At 59.1% G+C, this 14,440-nt stretch carries 12 protein-coding genes; 7 read left to right on the top strand and 5 right to left on the bottom strand.

Going from position 1 to position 14,440, the window contains the following annotated elements:
* Window positions 1-27 precede the first annotated feature (27 nt).
* The 4 genes from AB8B31_RS24885 to AB8B31_RS24870 all read left to right on the top strand — a co-directional run bounded on the left by AB8B31_RS24885 (window position 28) and on the right by AB8B31_RS24870 (window position 5,464).
* Window positions 28-1,239 (top strand): hypothetical protein, encoded by a 1,212-nt coding sequence (locus tag AB8B31_RS24885; RefSeq protein WP_018516903.1) that lies wholly within the window; start codon window positions 28-30, stop codon window positions 1,237-1,239.
* A gap of 15 nt (window positions 1,240-1,254) precedes the next feature.
* Window positions 1,255-1,734, top strand: a complete 480-nt coding sequence (locus AB8B31_RS24880; RefSeq protein ID WP_018516902.1) for a hypothetical protein — start codon at window positions 1,255-1,257, stop codon at window positions 1,732-1,734.
* A 22-nt stretch (window positions 1,735-1,756) separates the two neighbouring features.
* Window positions 1,757-2,101 (top strand): hypothetical protein, encoded by a 345-nt coding sequence (locus AB8B31_RS24875; RefSeq protein ID WP_018516901.1) that lies wholly within the window; start codon window positions 1,757-1,759, stop codon window positions 2,099-2,101.
* Between the two features lie 336 nt (window positions 2,102-2,437).
* Window positions 2,438-5,464, top strand: a complete 3,027-nt coding sequence (locus AB8B31_RS24870) for an alpha-mannosidase (protein ID WP_018516900.1) — start codon at window positions 2,438-2,440, stop codon at window positions 5,462-5,464.
* 95 nt (window positions 5,465-5,559) lie between these two features.
* On the opposite strand, the gene AB8B31_RS24865 is transcribed toward AB8B31_RS24870, so the two are convergent.
* Window positions 5,560-6,501, bottom strand: coding sequence for a LysR family transcriptional regulator (locus AB8B31_RS24865; protein WP_018516899.1), 942 nt, complete (start codon window positions 6,499-6,501; stop codon window positions 5,560-5,562).
* A 200-nt stretch (window positions 6,502-6,701) separates the two neighbouring features.
* Here AB8B31_RS24865 and AB8B31_RS24860 point away from each other — a divergent pair, with 200 nt between their 5' ends.
* On the top strand, window positions 6,702-7,580 hold the full coding sequence (locus AB8B31_RS24860) for an alpha/beta hydrolase (protein WP_032990309.1): 879 nt from the start codon (window positions 6,702-6,704) through the stop codon (window positions 7,578-7,580).
* Window positions 7,581-7,596: 16 nt separating this feature from the next.
* Here the strand turns inward: AB8B31_RS24860 and AB8B31_RS24855 are convergent, their stop codons facing one another.
* Window positions 7,597-8,235, bottom strand: a complete 639-nt coding sequence (locus AB8B31_RS24855; protein WP_018516897.1) for a TetR/AcrR family transcriptional regulator — start codon at window positions 8,233-8,235, stop codon at window positions 7,597-7,599.
* A 201-nt stretch (window positions 8,236-8,436) separates the two neighbouring features.
* On the opposite strand from AB8B31_RS24855, the gene AB8B31_RS24850 reads away from it, so the two are divergent.
* Window positions 8,437-10,899, top strand: a complete 2,463-nt coding sequence (locus tag AB8B31_RS24850; RefSeq protein WP_018516896.1) for a glycoside hydrolase family 3 C-terminal domain-containing protein — start codon at window positions 8,437-8,439, stop codon at window positions 10,897-10,899.
* An 89-nt stretch (window positions 10,900-10,988) separates the two neighbouring features.
* On the opposite strand, the gene AB8B31_RS24845 is transcribed toward AB8B31_RS24850, so the two are convergent.
* The 3 genes from AB8B31_RS24845 to AB8B31_RS24835 form a co-directional block, all read right to left on the bottom strand.
* Window positions 10,989-11,525, bottom strand: coding sequence for an OmpA family protein (locus AB8B31_RS24845; protein ID WP_018516895.1), 537 nt, complete (start codon window positions 11,523-11,525; stop codon window positions 10,989-10,991).
* 13 nt (window positions 11,526-11,538) lie between these two features.
* Window positions 11,539-12,213, bottom strand: coding sequence for a L,D-transpeptidase (locus AB8B31_RS24840; RefSeq protein WP_026242340.1), 675 nt, complete (start codon window positions 12,211-12,213; stop codon window positions 11,539-11,541).
* 238 nt (window positions 12,214-12,451) lie between these two features.
* On the bottom strand, window positions 12,452-12,910 hold the full coding sequence (locus AB8B31_RS24835; protein ID WP_245275429.1) for an alpha/beta fold hydrolase: 459 nt from the start codon (window positions 12,908-12,910) through the stop codon (window positions 12,452-12,454).
* A gap of 144 nt (window positions 12,911-13,054) precedes the next feature.
* On the opposite strand from AB8B31_RS24835, the gene AB8B31_RS24830 reads away from it, so the two are divergent.
* On the top strand, window positions 13,055-14,104 hold the full coding sequence (locus AB8B31_RS24830) for an AI-2E family transporter (protein WP_113543042.1): 1,050 nt from the start codon (window positions 13,055-13,057) through the stop codon (window positions 14,102-14,104).
* Window positions 14,105-14,440 lie beyond the last annotated feature (336 nt).

Here is a 14,440-nt window from a genome sequence, read left to right as displayed (position 1 = left end):
AGGTAATTGAGCGATGGGGGGCGAGCATTGGATGCCATCATACATCCGCAGGGCTCTGGGCGTGGCGTCGCTACACAAGCGGCTCTCGGAACCCGCTTCCTTGTCTTCCCACAAGCGCCTTTTATACCAGGATATGAAAAGCCCGAAGTTGTGTGGATTGGCGCTTCAGCAGGACCAATTCTCGCTGGACCTTCCGATCATCGCATGTACGTGGTGGAGCCGGTCGAGCCGAAGCGTCCGTACGCTCTTCCGTTCCTGCCGCCTTATCGCGGCCTTTTGCGACCACCTGTAGAGCCGGGTCCGGACGGTCACTTTGACCACATCACGCCCGGGTCCCCGGGGTTTCTCTCGGCACATAGTTACGCTTGTGCGCGGAGAGTTCTTGACGTCTGCGAAGGATACATCGGGCGAAGCATAAACTGGTTCTTCGAGCCGGATTTGCAGCGCCTTGAAATCGTGCCTCATATCGTGGGCTGGGACAATGCGCAGTCGGGTTTCGGATTTCTTGAACTCGGCGAGAGCGCTCCAAACCGACAGACATCTTGCTTCGGGTTAAATTTCGACTCCATCGCTCATGAGATGGGCCATCTTGTTCTCCTAAGCGAACTCGGAATCCTCGAAGGGGACGGACGAGGCTGTGACTTCTTCGCGTATCATGAGGCGATAGCCGATTTTATATCTCTCCTTGGCTTGCTGCAGTTCGACACTGCCCTCGATCGAATTCTTCGGCGCACCGGTGGGAACTTGTTGATCCATAACGAGCTAGATCGATTTGCCGAACTGAGCGACGAAAGGCAGATCCGGTCGTTCAACAATTCGTTGCGAATGGGTGACGTTAGCGATGAGGCTCATGATCGATCAAAACCTTTTGCTGCGGGGCTTTTCGACAGTCTGATCGAGGTTTACCAAACGCTGCTTTTTGAACGTGGCCTCTCGGATCTCGATCCTCGGCGCTTCAGCAACCTTCGTCAGCAACTGGAGCCAGCCTTACTTTATGAAGGCCTAAAGCGATCGAGCGCGTCATACGAATTGAAGCACTTTGCCTACAAAGCTGCACTGCAGGAGGCGCGGGATATTATTGGTGAGGGCCTCACGCATTCATGGCACCTGCTGGAGCCTGACACAGTCACGTTTGAATCAGCAGCGCTTACATTTGTTGAAGCCAGTTACAGCGGTCGCGGCCAAAGCTTCATCCAACAAATCGAGGACTGCATGAGGTGGCGTAGAATAATCGATTAACAGGGAGACTTGGAAATGACAGACGAGTATGTCCCAGCACCTTCTAAAAAACGTTATATAGCTAATGAGATTATCTTGTACGGTGTCGAAATAAATCCTCGCGACGATAAAGGGAATGAAACCAGTGCGCATTTCGATGTTGGTCTCGGGATCGCCACTGACCTTGAACTAAAAATTGTCAGCACAGTCGGCATTACCGCATCGGTCGTGCTTGCGTACGGATACTCTTTCGACAGTCACTGCTATCGTATGGATTCAGCGCGAGTATTTCTGGTAACGGACTCAACTGCGAGGGAAGCCGTGGGATGCGGATTCGGCACCGGCTACCAAATGTGGCGCATTACTGCATCCTCGAAGATTCTTGAGATATCGACCAAACTCGGTGACGCACAGTCACTCATTTTAGACTCTCAGTTACCCGGTAAGAGATCTCCGAATTCATATGCCATCACTCAGAGTATGGCACATCGTGACAGCCGTCTAACACGCGACTAGTCAATTAGTCAGGAGCAAAGCCATGCCGCGCGTCGTAAACATTAAGTTTACTCAGGATTTCGCAAACCAGATCGTTCTCAAGGACGCCTACGATGAGGAGAATAAACTATCGCCCGAACCAAGTGCCACGAAGGGTTCAATGATAGCCCGCACCATTACAACGGTCGGCGGCGAAGGAAAGTTGGAGCTTTCGTCGGCCCGAGTCGTAGAGTCCTATATGATACCCTACGATTTCGTCGTGATCGATGGGATCTCAAACAGCGTTTATTTTCCGCGCCTCAGAGCGGCGGTCGCCCAAGAGGATTTCGATAAGTCAATGAACCTCTTAGAAAAAGAGCTCCCGCAATTGGCCGGTCAGTTGAAATGAGACGTAAAAATGACCCCTGGGGATAGGCTCTCGTAAAGCGTCGCATCACGAGTTCTGAATTCCATGTGACCTAAGCTCCGTGGCCACGTTTGCCGCACTACAAGGGTCCTAGAAAGGGCGAGTTGATCGGCTTGATCTATTCGCAGGCGCGGTTCACTTCTTCCGGGCTTGACGCCAAATCAAAGTTACTTAATCTAAGACTCTGCAAGCCCGCTTGGAGGAGGGGCCGGGCAATCGCGATGTCGGTCGCGCCATCTTCATCTCCCCCAAACCATGACCCCGGCCCCAAAGCATGACGACAAAATTGTCAGCCGTCGATTTTCAACAGGATAAGCCATGCCTCTGACCATTGCCCAGCGCCTCGATCGTCTCAAAGTTCGCATTGCCGAGTTGGCTCATTGGCGGGATCGACAAAGTGCTGTGATCGACGGCTGGACTTTCGAGGGCGAGCCGATCGCGCTTCAGCAGGATTGGCCGCACCGCCAGGGGGTGGTGCATTTTGCCGCGACCGCTGAAGCGCCGGAGGCGTGGCCTCTCGCAGACATTCGCCTGCAGCTCGATCTCGGCGGCGAGAGCCTGATTACGCTGAGCTACCCCGGCGGTGAGACCGAAACATTCGGCCTCGATCCCTATCATCAGGAATTCCCGCTGAGGGGTCGCCGCTTTTCGATCGCAACGGAAACCGTCGCCCGCTTTCCATTCGGCGAACCCAATCGCGCTCCGCGGCTCAACAAGTCCCGCTTTATCTGGCTCGATGGCCCGGCTCACCGCCTGCACCTTCTGTTGAAGCAGGTTGCCGAGGCAATCGATGCGCTGGGTGAACATGAAGTCGTTCCGCATCTGATGGATGCCGCCGAGCATGCGCTGCGCAGTCTCGATTGGCCGTCGGATACGGCGGCTTATATCTCCCGCACATCCGGCGCCGTCATGCAGCAGAAAATCTGGGAACTGCCGGAGCTTGAAGCTAATCCGGCAGGCCTCACGGAAGAGCAAAGCGCTTCGGCAGCCGCGGCCTTCGAGGCTCTGACGGCGCGGCTGAAGGAGCTGCAGAAGCGCTTTCCGCCGAACGGAGAACTGCTGCTGACGGGCCATGCGCATATCGATCTTGCCTGGCTTTGGCCCTATCGCGAGACGCGTCGGAAAATGCGGCGCACCTTCAATACGGCGCTCTCGCTGATGGAGCGCTCCGACGATTTCCGCTTCAATCAATCGACCGCCCATTATTACGCGCAGATGGAAGAGGAAGACCCGGACCTTCTCGAGCGCATCAAGAACAAGGTCGCGGAAGGAAAGTGGGAAACCGTCGGCGGCATGTGGGTCGAGCCCGACACGAACATGCCGACCGGCGAAAGTCTCGCCCGTCAGGTTCTCTATGGCCAGCGCTATTTCGAGAAGACCTTCGGCACGCGCCATACGGTCTGCTGGCTGCCGGATTGCTTCGGCTTTTCAGGCGCGCTGCCGCAGATCCTGAGACAGGGCGGTATCGACAGTTTCTTCACCATCAAGGTCAACTGGAGCGAGACCAATCATATTCCCTCCGATCTCTTCTGGTGGAAGGGCCTCGACGGCAGCCAGGTGCTGACCCATACGTTCGACAATCCGATGCAGGGTTATAACGGCTTCGTGCAACCCGATTGCTACGTGCCGACGTGGAAGAATTTCCGCGGCAAGACGCAGCACGATACCTCGCTTCTGGCCGTCGGTTATGGCGACGGCGGCGGCGGCGTCACGCCCGAGATGGTGGAGCGCGAAGTGCAGTTGCGCGATTTCCCGGCGATCCCGCAGGCACGCTGGGGCACCGTCAAAAGCTATTACGAGCAGGCGCACCGCACCGCGGGGGAAAAGAGCCTTCCGGTGTGGGATGGCGAAATCTATCTCGAACTGCACCGCGCCACGCTGACGTCGCAAAGCGGCGTCAAGCGCAAGCACCGCCAGGCCGAACGTGCGCTGATCACCGCCGAAGCCATCGCTTCGCTTGGGCACATGCTTGGAGCAGACAAGCCCCAGAGCCTCGAAGCCGATTGGCGCGTCGTGCTGAAGAACGAATTTCATGACATTCTGCCGGGCTCGAGCATCCGTGAAGTCTATCAGGATGCGGAGCAGGAACTGGGCGGCGTCATCGACCGTGCCAAGATCGAGCAGGCGAGGGCATTGCAGGCGCTGTCGGCCAAGCTGCCGAAGGGCGGGGTTGGCGATGCCCTCGTCGTCGTCAATCCGTCTCTTGCGGCCAGACCGCTCAGCGCAACGCTCTCCGACGGCACGGTCGTCTCGGCCGCCGATGTCGTCGCCCCCCTGTCCGTCGCGGTCTTCGACAAGGGCACGCTCAAGCCCGCGAGTGGGCTGAAGGCCGGCCCCGGCCATCTCGAAAACGAGCACCTCTCGGTCGCCATCGGCAAGGACGGGGCGGTCGTGAGCCTCATCCATAAGGCCACGGGCCGGGAAGCGGTCGACGGCTCGGCAAATCAGCTCTGGGTCTATCCGGGCGACAAGCCGCGCAACTGGGACGCCTGGGACATCGATGCGGATTATGCCGAAAAGGCCGTCCGCCTCGATGCCCCGGAAAGCATCACGCTCGTTGAAGAAGGGCCGCACCGAGCGGCGATCCGCGTCGTCTACCGCTACCGGAATTCGAGCGTCACGCAGACCTATGTGCTGACGGCCAACGCCAGGCGCCTCGACATCGAAACGACGATCGACTGGCATGACCGCCGCACCCTTCTGCGCACGCTGAACCCGGTCGCCGCATTGGCCCGGAAGGCAACGTTCGAATGCGCCTTCGGCATCGTCGAGCGGGCAACGCACACGAATACGTCCTGGGAACAGGCGATGTTCGAGGCCGTCGCGCACCGCTTCGTCGATATCACCGAGCCGGGCTTCGGGGTCGCACTGCTCAACAATGCCAAATACGGTCATAGCGCCCGCGGCAATGTGATCGGCATGAGCCTCGTGCGCGGTCCGATCTATCCGGATCCGCTGGCCGATGAAGGCGAGCAGAGCTTTACCTATGCGCTGATGCCGCATGAAGGCACCTGGCATGAAGGCGGCGTCCTCGACGAGGCGATCGATCTCAATCAACCGCTCGTCGCTGCTGAGGCCAGCGGCCTCTCCACCGGCACCTTCGCGCCGCTTGTGGTCAACGGCATCCCTGTCGCGTTCTCAGGCCTGAAGCCGGCGGAAGAAGGCGATGGTCTCATCCTGCGCCTTTACGAACCAGCTGGCCGGCGCGGTAACCTCTCCCTCGGTCTACCTTCCGGATGGGCAGCATCGCAACCGCTGAACATTCTCGAAGAGCCGATGGAGCGGAAGGGACCTGCCGACATCATGCCGTTCGAAATCCGGACCTGGAAGCTGAAATATGCCTGACGCCTAACCGCCATACGTGCCGGGAATCAAATGGCCTATGGCAAGCATGTCGCGCCATGATTTGAAGAACTGGCGGGCGCTTCTGAAAGCGGCCGCTATCCCCCAGAATTGGATGAGCCGCCAGCCGCATCCAGCGGTCGAAAAGCGTCGGGTCGGGCGGCAAAGTTCGCAACTACAAAATCCACGAAAGCGCGGACTTTTGGTGAAAGCTGACGATTGGACGCCCAGACGAGCGAGAGCGAGCCGTACGGCACCATGAAGGAGGTCAGGACGGGGACCAAACTTCCGGTTCGCATATGGGGTTCTGCGACGTAGACAGGCAGATGCGCGAGCCCCAATGCGTCCCGTGCTGCCCGCAGCCCTGCGTCCGTATTGTTGAATGTAAGGCTTCTTGGCAAAATTAGCCGATCGTATGGTGAGCGGAATGCCCACGGCGCGAGCCGGCCGCTGGATGGGTATTTGAAGTGAATGCAAGCATGTTGGGAGAGGTCATCAGGCGTCTGCGGTTGCCCATGGCGCTTGAAATAATCGGGACTTCCGCAAACGACGAAATGCTGGTCGCCAAGATGGCGGGCGATCAATCGAGCATCGGCAAGCTCACCACTCCGAACGACGACATCCAGGCCCTCTGCGACCAGGTCTGTGACCTTGTCTTCGAAATCGATGTCCAGTTCGATCTCCGGAAATTGCTCGGCAAAAATGGGCAGAAGCGGCATGAGAAGGTGATGCCCGACGATATGTGGTACGCTGACGCGAAGGCGTCCCCTTGGACGTTCCCGGCTTCGTGAGATTGTGGCCTCTGCGTCATCCATGTCGTCGATGATGCGTTTGTAGCGCTCGTAGAGGACCGCTCCTTCCTCAGTCAGGCTGATACTGCGCGTTGTCCGATTGAAGAGCCGCACGCCCAGCCGGCTTTCGAGACGCGCCACTGCCTTTCCGATCGCAGACGGCGAAACTCCGCCAACCCTGGCGGCTGCGACGTAGCTCTGCTGTTCGACGGCGTGGACGAAGGCGACAACGCTTGCGAGACTGTCCACAATAACACCCGATTAGAGATATCTTGTCCTTTATGTACGTCCACAGGCCACCATTGATCAATATTGCGTAGGAAATATCCTCTGTCTCACGATGCTAGGCGCTTTTCGAGGCCTAATCCTTCGCCTGCAGCCGCAGCGGTCGGGTGATCTCGATTGCCGCCTATTCGGACGGCGTCTGGCAATATCAAAGGAGTGAACGCATGCGGGACTATGCAAAAGAACGACCCGAACACACGGAAAAATACGTCGGAGAGAATGACCTATTTCTGGAAATATTTCATGCGTACCGCGCTTCGAGGCAGTCCGTTCGGCCGCCTTTGCTCTTCGTCCATGGCGCCTTTACCGGGAGTTGGATGTGGAGCAAATACATTCCTCATTTCATGTCGGCTGGATGGAAGTCTTATTGCGTCAATCTGCGAGGCCACTACAAAAGCAGGTCGGTGGATTTCACAAAAATCCTGTTTGAAGATTACCTGGAAGACATCCGGCTGGTGATCTCCGAAATCGTCGAAGAATGTGGAACTCCTCCCATCGTGATCGGATTCAGCATGGGCGGAATCCTGAGCCAGAAACTGGCGGAAAGTGTGCAGATAGCCGGGCTGGTCTTGATCGATTCCAGCATTTGCAGGGAAGTGCATGCGGAGGCCCCCTATCGCGATCTCGCGTTGCGAATGCCCGGCCTCGTCGTGCCTGCTCCAGCACGCGACGAGCAGATCAGTGTGGATGAAACATTCGAGGATATCGAATTCCAGCGGAAGTACCTGTCCATGGAATCTGCGAAGGCATTCAGCGCATTTTCCTTTCATTTCGGGTCCGAGGGGATTTCCATCAAAGGCGAGATGATCGCCTGTCCCAGCCTCGTCATCTGCGCCATCAACGACGAATCCGATGAACATCGCGGCCGGGCGACAGCGCGTCACATCGGCAGCGAGTATCTAGGTCTCTGGGGCACGACACATACCGGTCTGCTTGTCGGGCAGAGGTATCACGAAGCTGTAAGCCGCATTATGGTCTGGTTAGCGCGCTTTGATGGGAGGCCGGTTTCCGATAAGGCATCATCCTGGACCGCCCGCGAGTAGAGCCGTAAGCCAAGGCTCAGCCTTGCGGACCAAGGCTCGCCAACAGCCGGCTGATATAGGCTTCCAACCCGCCGACCATGTCGAAGCGGGTGGGATCGCGCAGCCAGAGCATCTGAAGGCCGTCCATCACCGCGATCAGTTCGGCCGCCATTGCCCTGCCGTCAATCTTGCCGTCGATCGAGCCATCGGCGACGGCCTCTTCGAAGGTCGCGGCGATGTCATTCTGCAGTTGGGTGGCGCGATCGAGAAACCATCCTTTGGCCGGGTGATCCTTCATCAGGCTCTCGGCATTCAGGATGGCGAAGGCCCTGATGACCTCGACCATATCGGCGTTGCGGCGGAAGACCTCGACCATGCCCTTGAGCAGGCCGCGGAGATCGGAACGATGGGGCCCGATGAAGCTTTCGCTTTCGCGATCGCGCTTATCCAGAATGGCGAGCAGGAGATCGACCTTGGTCGGGAAATGGTGCAGCAGGCCGGGCAGCGACAGGCCGACGTCGCGGGCAACATCCGCGATGGCGGCATTCTGGTAGCCGTCTTCGGCGAAGCGCCGCATCGCAGCAGTCAGGATCTCCGCGCGGCGCGCTTCGCCCTTGCGGGATCTGCGTCGTCGCTTTTCGTCCTGTCCGGTATTCGATTCGGAAAACTCTGCCATCGCCTCTCCCGTCGGTTTCTCCGGCGCTCTTTATCCATACATCAGGCTTCGCCAGTTGACATCTTAAAAATACCGAGTAATCGGTAGGTTTAAGAACTACCTTACCTGCTGAGAAGTGCGCGTTTGCCGCCGATGGGTTAGCACCGCGCTTGCTCCGGCAATACTTCACGGCAACCGAATTCCATTGAAGGGGAGGTTTGCATGATCGATTCCATTCTCGACAAGATGACGCTCGAGGAGCAGGTCTCCCTGTTGTCCGGCGCCGATTTCTGGACGACGGTTCCCGTCGAGCGTCTTGATGTGCCGAAGATCAAGGTGACGGACGGACCGAATGGCGCCCGCGGCGCCGGTTCGCTGGTCGGCGGCGTCAAGGCGACCTGTTTTCCCACTGCCATCGCGCTCGGCGCCACCTGGAATCCCGATCTGGTCGAGCGCATGGGTGTGGCGCTTGCCCACCAGGCGAAGAGCAAGGGTGCCGCCGTACTGCTCGCGCCTACGGTGAACATCCATCGTTCCGGCCTCAACGGGCGAAATTTCGAATGTTATTCCGAGGATCCGATGCTGACCGCGGAACTCGCCGTCGCCTATATCAAAGGCGTGCAGAGCCAGGGGATCGCAGCGACGATCAAGCACTTCGCCGGCAATGAATCCGAGATAGAGCGGCAGACCATGTCTTCCGATATCGACGAGCGGACGCTGCGCGAAATCTACTTTCCGCCCTTCGAACAGGCTGTCAAACGCGCCGGTGTGATGGCCGTCATGTCCTCCTATAACCGCCTCAACGGCACCTATACCAGCGAGCATGAGTGGCTGCTGACCAAGGTGCTGCGCCAGGAATGGGGATTCGACGGTATCGTCATGTCCGACTGGTTCGGTTCGCATTCGACGGCCGAGACGATCAATGCCGGGCTTGATCTCGAGATGCCCGGCCCGGCGCGCGATCGCGGCGAGAAGCTGGTTGCGGCCGTGCGCGAGGGCAGGGTCGAAGCCGCCACCGTGCGGGCGGCGGCGCAGCGGATCCTGCTTCTACTCGAGCGGGTCGGCGCGTTCGAGAAGAAGCCCGACCTTACGGAGCAGGCGGTCGACCTGCCGGAAGACCGGGCGCTGATCCGGCGTCTCGGCGCAGAGGGCGCAGTCCTTTTGAAGAACGACGGCATACTGCCGCTTGCCAAGACGTCGCTCGACCGGATCGCCGTCATCGGACCCAACGCCGCGAGCGCGCGCGTCATGGGCGGTGGCAGCGCGCAGATCGCGGCGCATTACGTGGTCAGTCCGCTCGAAGGGATTCGAGCCGCCCTTTCCAATGCCAATAGCGTCAGCCACGCCGTCGGCTGCCGCCATAACCGTCTGATCGAGGTGGCCAAGGGAAAGATCACCGTCGAATATTTCAAGGGACGCGGCTGCCGGGGCACTCCGCTTCATGTCGAGACCGTCGACAAGGGTGAGTTCTTTTGGTTCGAACTGCCGGCGGCCGAGCTCGACCCCACCGATTTCTCGGCACGGATGACGATGCAATTCGTGCCGGAGGAGAGCGGCGATCATGTCTTCGGCATGACCAATGCCGGACTGGCGCGGCTCTTCGTCGATGGCAGCCTGACGGTTGACGGCCATGACGGCTGGGCACGCGGCGAAAACTATTTCGGCACGGCCAATGACGAACAGCGCGGCACGGTAGCGCTCGATGCGGGCAAAGCCCATGCCGTCACCGTCGAATATGACCCGCCGGTGGCGAACGGAGAGGGGATCAACCTCACGGCCATTCGGTTCGGCGTCGAAAAGCCCTTGGGCGAGGCCGATATCGTGGGTGCCGTCGAGACGGCGCTGAATGCCGATGTGGCGCTTCTCTTCGTCGGCCGCGACGGCGAATGGGATACCGAGGGCTTGGACCTGCCCGACATGCGGCTTCCGGGGCGGCAGGAAGAGCTGATCGAGCGGGTTGCGGCCGCCAACGCCAACACCGTGGTCGTGCTGCAGACCGGCGGTCCAGTGGAAATGCCGTGGCTCGGCAAGGTTCGCGCCGTGCTGCAGATCTGGTACCCCGGGCAGGAGCTGGGCAATGCCGTCGCGGATGTCCTGTTCGGCGATGTCGAGCCCGGCGGACGTCTGCCGCAGACATTCCCGAGGACGCTTGCCGACAATTCCGCCATCACAGGTGATCCGGCCGTCTATCCGGGTAAGGATGGGCATGTGCGCTATGCCGAAGGCGTCTTCGTCGGCTATCGTCATCACGATACGCGTGCTGTCGAACCGCTCTTCCCTTTCGGTTTCGGCCTTGGCTATACGCGCTTCAACTGGAGCGAACCGCGGCTTTCAGCCAGCGAAATGGGTGCCGAAGGCGTGACCGTCAGCGTCGATCTGACCAATATCGGCGATCGGGCCGGATCGGAACTTGTCCAGCTTTATGTGCGTTCGCCGAGGTCAAAGGTAGAACGGCCGGACAAGGAACTGCGCGCCTTCGCAAAGCTTTCGCTGTTGCCCGGTGAGACAGGAACGGCCGAAATGAGGATCCTGCCGCGCGACCTCGCCTATTACGACGTCGGGGCCGGCGCTTTCCGCGCAGAAGCAGGCGACTACCAACTGGTGGTGGCTGCGAATGCCGCGGATATCAGGTTCATCATCGATCTGCCGTCACCACTCGAATATGTACTGCCATCTTCGAATTAAAGGCAGGCTGGCGAGATCCATATCGTATTCGAGCTGAGCCCGGCCGATCGCGCTTGGCGCGTCTGCACCAAGCGTTGGTTCGAGCTGGATCAGGCCGCGTCGGGCTGAGAGCGGAGATTGGTGACGACGCGCCGGTTCTGCACCTTGCAGGAGCGCTCCGTGCAGTCGCGCACTTCGCGGTCGTTGCCGTAGCCCTTGGCCCACATGCGACTGGCGTCCACGCCCTTCGAGACGAGATAGGCCATCGCCGCATCGGCGCGCTTCTGCGACAGCGTCTCCATTTGGGATGCGGAACCGGAATCGTCGGCAAATCCCTGCAGCTTGAGCAGCCAAGTCGGGTTCTTGTTTAGCCAGATGGCCTGGTTGTCCAATGTTGCCATGGCGACGGAATCGAGCGTGGCGGAGTCCTGCTTGAAGTAGATCCTTCGGCCGACATTGAGGATGAAATCCTCTTCACTGCCAGCCGCGACGGTTTCGAAACCGGGCGCCGGATCGTTGGTCTGGCCGGTCATCGGCGCCGCAGCGGGTTCTTCCAGAGACGCGACCTTGGTTGTGGTGCAGGCGGTAAGCGCCAGGAGCATGGCCGCGGCCATAAGCTGCCTCATGTATCCGGTCGGAGCAAACATCAGCGGATATTCCTCATTCGACCGGAGTTATTTGGCTGACCTGCGCGGCACGTTCAGCCTGGTCGGCAATGTGCGGCAGAACCTGCACCGCGGTGCCGATGGGGCAACGCTGGTAAAGATCGATGGCGTCTTCGTTGAACATGCGGATACAGCCGCTGGAGGCATCCTTGCCGATGCTCCACGGCTCAAGCGTGCCGTGGAAGCGATAACCGGTGTCGACGCCGTCGCGATGCAGATACATGGCGCGGGGACCAAGTGGATTTTTCGGTGAACCTCCGGCCACGAATTCGGGCAGTTCAGGATGGCGCTTGCGCATCTCCGGCGGCGGCGTCCAGCGCGGCCAAAGCGATTTAGCGTCGATCGTGGCGCGGCCAAACCATTTGAAGCCCTCGCGGCCGACGCCGACGCCATAGCGGATGGCCGTCTTGTTCTCCATGATCACGTAGAGAAAATGGTGCCTTGTATCGACGACGACGGTGCCGATCGGCTCGCTGCTGAAATATTTGACAACCTGGCGGTGCCACTTCTTGTCGATCTTGGCGAAGTTGGTCTTTTGGAACGTCACGCCATTGTCGACGGCGGTGCCGGCAAAATTGGAAGATGCGGCGGCGAATGCCGGTTTCTGGACCGCACCGGCGCCAAGTAACGCCAATCCACCAAGCACAATATTTCTGCGTGTCCACGGCATCGGCAATATCCCCCTTAAAGCCAAGCAGCGAAGTGTCAGTAAATCAGATTTTTCATTTGCCACAACAGAAAAATCATATCCTCCCTAAAGGCGGAGATCGGTTCACGGGCCTCCTGTGTCTGGTATTGCCCCATTGTTACTCTGGAATGCCGCGGCGCTTCGAGTTAAAGGGCCGGGCATTCATCACCTTTGAAATCGGCATGTACTCTTTCCGCAACCGCCTGCGAGCCGATGCTCTTCACACGCGGCAGTTCCTTTTCTTGTGCGAATGCCTCCACAAGATCACAAAGCATCTCTCGCGCAACGCCTGGGACCACATGATGGGGCAAATGCCCGACACTTCTGGTCTTCTTGCAGCAAGGTGTAACGCCGCTGCGCTGCCGATCGAGTGCGCAACGATCCTCACCTCCGACAGGTCAAGAGACGTGAGAAGGCGTTCAAGCCAGAAGGGCTGTCCCTCAGGTCCACGCTCAGCCGGTGCAGCCGGCGTGCTCAGTCCATAGCCGGGCCGGTCGGGAGCAATGATCCGGATATCGCTGTTGTCGAAGGGAAGCAAAATTTCCTGCGCAAGACTGCCGCAGCCATGCAGGAGGACGACTGGAATGCCATGTGAGTTGCCACCGCCAAGGATGTGAACGTCCTGATCTGCGACGTGAATTGTTATTCCGAACGTCGGCTGGACAGACTTCACTAACATGAGGCGCATAACTAAATCGGAAGAAGAAGTTCCCGTCGGGACGGCGCCTACGGCATTGAGCCGCTAGAGTAGGATGGACGGGCGGCTCAGCGCTGCCGCCTTATCTGTGCTACCATCATCGCGGTCTCGAAGCGGAAAGATCGAATGCTCCTTCAGCGTGTCAGTTTCTATGTGCTTCTGGTCCTCGTGACTATTGCGTTCGTCGCCGTCGTGCTACCGTTCTATTCGGCGATATTCTGGGCAGTCGTCCTCGCTATCATCTTCTTCCCGCTTCACGCCCGTATCGAGGCGCGGCTGGGTGGGCGGGGAAACCTCGCTGCAGCGCTGTCTGTGTTGATCTGCCTCTGCGTCGTTATCATTCCCGGGCTGATCGTCCTCAGTTCACTCGTCCAGCAGGGCAACCATCTCTACCAACGTATGGACACCGGCGAGATCGACGTCCGGAGCTTTATTCATAATCTGCAGGAAGCATTGCCCTTGTTCCTCCGCGACTGGCTCCGGAGCATCGAGCTGAACGGCGTCGATACGTTTCAGGACCGCGTTTACTCGGCATTGATGCAGGGCGGCGGTTTTTTTGCCGGACGCGCCTTGAGCCTCGGTCAGAACACCGTGCGGTTCTTCGTCACCTTCGGCGTGATGCTCTATCTCCTATTCTTCATGTTCCGGGATGGGCGCGCCCTTGCCCGCGCCATCAGAAGAGCGCTGCCTCTCAGCGATGCCCATACACTTCGCTTCACCTCCAAATTCACTTCGGTCGTTCACGCGACCGTGCGAGGCAATATTATCATCGCCATCATCCAGGGTTCGATCGGCGGAATCGCCTTCTGGGCCCTTGGCGTCGAGCCAGCCCTTCTGTGGGGCGTCCTGATGAGTTTCCTGTCGCTGCTGCCTGCGGTCGGCGCCGCATTGATCTGGGTCCCCACGGCCATTTACCTGGCTCTGGCCGGCTTTTGGGTGAAGGCGATTGTGCTGGTTGCGGTAGGCGCCCTCGTCATCGGTCTTGTCGATAATCTGCTGCGGCCGTCCCTGGTCGGCAGAGAGACCAAGCTTCCCGACTATGTTGTCCTCATTTCCACCATTGGCGGCATTTCTCTACTAGGCATCAATGGTTTCGTGATCGGGCCGCTGATCGCCGCTCTCTTCATCGCCGCTTGGGGGATATTCGTGGAGGAGGAGGGCACGTCGGATTCCTGACGATGCGACCGGAGCATTTACCGATGGCTTCCGGAACTTTCGTCTCCCTGACCGGTTTCATAGAACCATCATCATGGGGGTGGAGCCATGAGCGCTCCGGGTGTCGCCGTCTTCGATAAGACGCTGCAAACTACAAATATGCGGCACGACGATCTGATGGCCGAGCAGGGACCTGATCGGCAGCTAGTCTGCGGTGAACGACGAGCGTTCATCGACGCCCGGGCGAGGTGCGGAAAGTGCGCCACGGACTGCCGGCAGAAGTCCAGGCGCTCTGGCCGGATCCGGATAGCGACACTCAGTCCCCATCGAGAGGGTGGCAGGAGCCGCAACCACGTC

Source organism: Rhizobium sp. 62_C5_N11_2, assembly GCF_051811185.1.
GTDB classification, from domain to species: Bacteria; Pseudomonadota; Alphaproteobacteria; order Rhizobiales; family Rhizobiaceae; genus Rhizobium; species Rhizobium leguminosarum.
This window is presented reverse-complemented; position numbering and strand designations above follow the sequence as displayed.

Bases quoted from the DNA above. Each gene is read 5' to 3' on its own strand.
- AB8B31_RS24830 (WP_113543042.1), top strand. From the start codon at position 13,055: ATGCTCCTTCAGCGTGTCAGTTTCTATGTGCTTCTGGTCCTCGTGACT.
- AB8B31_RS24845 (WP_018516895.1), bottom strand. From the start codon at position 11,525: ATGTTTGCTCCGACCGGATACATGAGGCAGCTTATGGCCGCGGCCATG.
- AB8B31_RS24855 (WP_018516897.1), bottom strand. From the start codon at position 8,235: ATGGCAGAGTTTTCCGAATCGAATACCGGACAGGACGAAAAGCGACGA.
- AB8B31_RS24835 (WP_245275429.1), bottom strand. From the start codon at position 12,910: ATGTTAGTGAAGTCTGTCCAGCCGACGTTCGGAATAACAATTCACGTC.
- AB8B31_RS24870 (WP_018516900.1), top strand. From the start codon at position 2,438: ATGCCTCTGACCATTGCCCAGCGCCTCGATCGTCTCAAAGTTCGCATT.
- AB8B31_RS24880 (WP_018516902.1), top strand. From the start codon at position 1,255: ATGACAGACGAGTATGTCCCAGCACCTTCTAAAAAACGTTATATAGCT.
- AB8B31_RS24840 (WP_026242340.1), bottom strand. From the start codon at position 12,213: ATGCCGTGGACACGCAGAAATATTGTGCTTGGTGGATTGGCGTTACTT.
- AB8B31_RS24875 (WP_018516901.1), top strand. From the start codon at position 1,757: ATGCCGCGCGTCGTAAACATTAAGTTTACTCAGGATTTCGCAAACCAG.
- AB8B31_RS24850 (WP_018516896.1), top strand. From the start codon at position 8,437: ATGATCGATTCCATTCTCGACAAGATGACGCTCGAGGAGCAGGTCTCC.
- AB8B31_RS24860 (WP_032990309.1), top strand. From the start codon at position 6,702: ATGCGGGACTATGCAAAAGAACGACCCGAACACACGGAAAAATACGTC.